This window comes from Actinomycetota bacterium (genome assembly GCA_030650795.1).
In the GTDB taxonomy this organism is placed as follows: Bacteria; Actinomycetota; Actinomycetes; order S36-B12; family S36-B12; genus UBA11398.
On record JAUSDJ010000044.1, the window covers coordinates 1 to 1,113 of the forward strand.

Below are 1,113 nucleotides of genomic sequence, written 5' to 3' on the forward strand. Positions count from 1 at the left end.
GGTTGAATTAACTGACGGCGCCTCAGGCGTAAGAGCCGCCTCTATCACCGCCGAGACGATCGATTCAGCCATGGTCAGGACCGTATCACATAAGTCAGACAATACTTATGCCACACTCGCTAAGACATCTGAGACCTACTACAAGATCCACCTTGGTAAGGGAGATGAGGTAGCGGATAGATCCTTTAACTTTGACTATGAAGGCACTAATATTAAGAGTGTCTCCTTCTACGAATACGGCGCTCTTGAGTTAACTGATGGTACCGCAGGAGTAAGGGCAGCATCTATAACAGCCGACCAGATAGACTACGCTATGGTAAGGACCGTAAGCCATAAGTCCAATAACACATACGCTACCTTAGCCAAGACAAGCGAGACCTACTACAAGATCCACTTAGGTAAGGGCGATGAGGTAGCGGACAGGTCCTTTAACTTCGACTACGACGGCACCAATATAAAGAGCGTATCCTTCTACGAATACGGCGATCTAGAGCTAGCTGACGGACAGTCAGGCACGAGGGCAAGCGCCATCACCCCTGACACAATAGACTATTGTATGACCAGGACCGTAAGTCATAAGTCCAATAACTCATATGCAACCTTAGCTAAGACAAGCGAGACCTACTACAAGATCCACTTAGGTAAGGGGGATGAGATAGCGGACAGGTCATTTAACTTTGACTATGACGGACTTAACGTAAAGAGCGTATCCTTCTACGAATACGGGATACTAGAGCTCACAGACGGAACAAGTGGTATAAGGGCAGCCTCCATTACAGCCAGCCAGACCAACTTCTGTATGGTAAGGACTGTAAGTCATAAGTCTAATTCATCCTACGCAACCTTAGCTAAGACAAGTGAGACCTACTACAAGATCCACCTTGGTAAGGGTGATGAGGTAGCGGATAGGTCGTTTAACTTTGACTATGACGGACTTAACGTAAAGAGCGTATCCTTCTACGAATATGGCCTGGTTGAATTAACTGACGGCGCCTCAGGCGTAAGAGCCGCCTCTATCACCGCCGAGACGATCGATTCAGCCATGGTCAGGACCGTATCACATAAGTCAGACAATACTTATGCCACACTCGCTAAGACATCTGAGACCTACTA

1 protein-coding gene is annotated in these 1,113 nt (G+C 47.4%); it reads left to right on the top strand.

The features are described 5' to 3' along the window. A partial coding sequence (locus Q7L55_13300) for a hypothetical protein (GenBank protein MDO8733524.1) occupies positions 1–1,113 on the top strand: 1,113 nt, incomplete at both ends.